General features: G+C 51.9%; 1 pseudogene. It reads left to right on the top strand.

Annotated elements, in window-relative coordinates:
• Positions 1 to 8 precede the first annotated feature (8 nt).
• Positions 9 to 765, top strand: a pseudogene (locus AB3R30_RS26930) (IS1/IS1595 family N-terminal zinc-binding domain-containing protein); the annotation flags it as partial.

Raw genomic sequence — 765 nt, 5'->3', positions numbered from 1 at the left:
CTCAACCTATGGAATGCCCGTTGTATGGACATTTGAAGGTTCATAAACACGGCAAGATGCCCAATGGAGTCCAACGGTACTTTTGCCCCGGTTGCCGCCAAACCTTCAACGAACGCTTTGATACCCTCTACTACCATCGTCACATCAGCCCAGAGCAAATTCGCCAAGTTCTACAGGCTCACCGGGAAGGCAGCAGTCTGCGAGGCATTAGTCGCACTAGCGGACTGGCATACAATACCGTCGTCAGTCTCGTTCGGGCTGCTAGTCAAAGAGCACAACAGGTACATAATGCCCAGGTGCAAACGGTTCAAACCCAAGAGGTATCTGCTGATGAGATGGGGTCATTTGTGCAAAAAAACAGAAGCAATGCTTCCCCAGTGAATTAGAAGTGGGTGATTGTTGGATAGCGTTGAGTTTAGCCAATTGCAGTGGATTGATTCTAGCGGCACGAGTCGGAAAACATACTGATGAACTGATTGAGGCGTTGATTGTGACCACTCAAGGGAAAACCGATTGTAAACGCCGGAACAGTGACGTACGCCTTTGGCGGAGCGAAGCTCTATGGGGTGGGTATGAGCGGGTGCTACTCCCTGAGATCCGGCACTACATCGGCAAGGACAGCACACAGCGATTGGAGCGCACCAACGGCATTGTCAGGCAACAGACGGGCAAGTGGCTAAGCCTGCGGCACGCTACGCGAACGAAGGCAGAATAAGTTTGGCAAGGTGTGGGAGCAATCGAAGGTCACGACGCGATTGGTTGTGA

This window comes from Sivoneniella epilithica UHCC 1019 (genome assembly GCF_040830845.1).
Taxonomy (GTDB): Bacteria; Cyanobacteriota; Cyanobacteriia; order Leptolyngbyales; family Leptolyngbyaceae; genus ULC077BIN1.
This window is presented reverse-complemented; position numbering and strand designations above follow the sequence as displayed.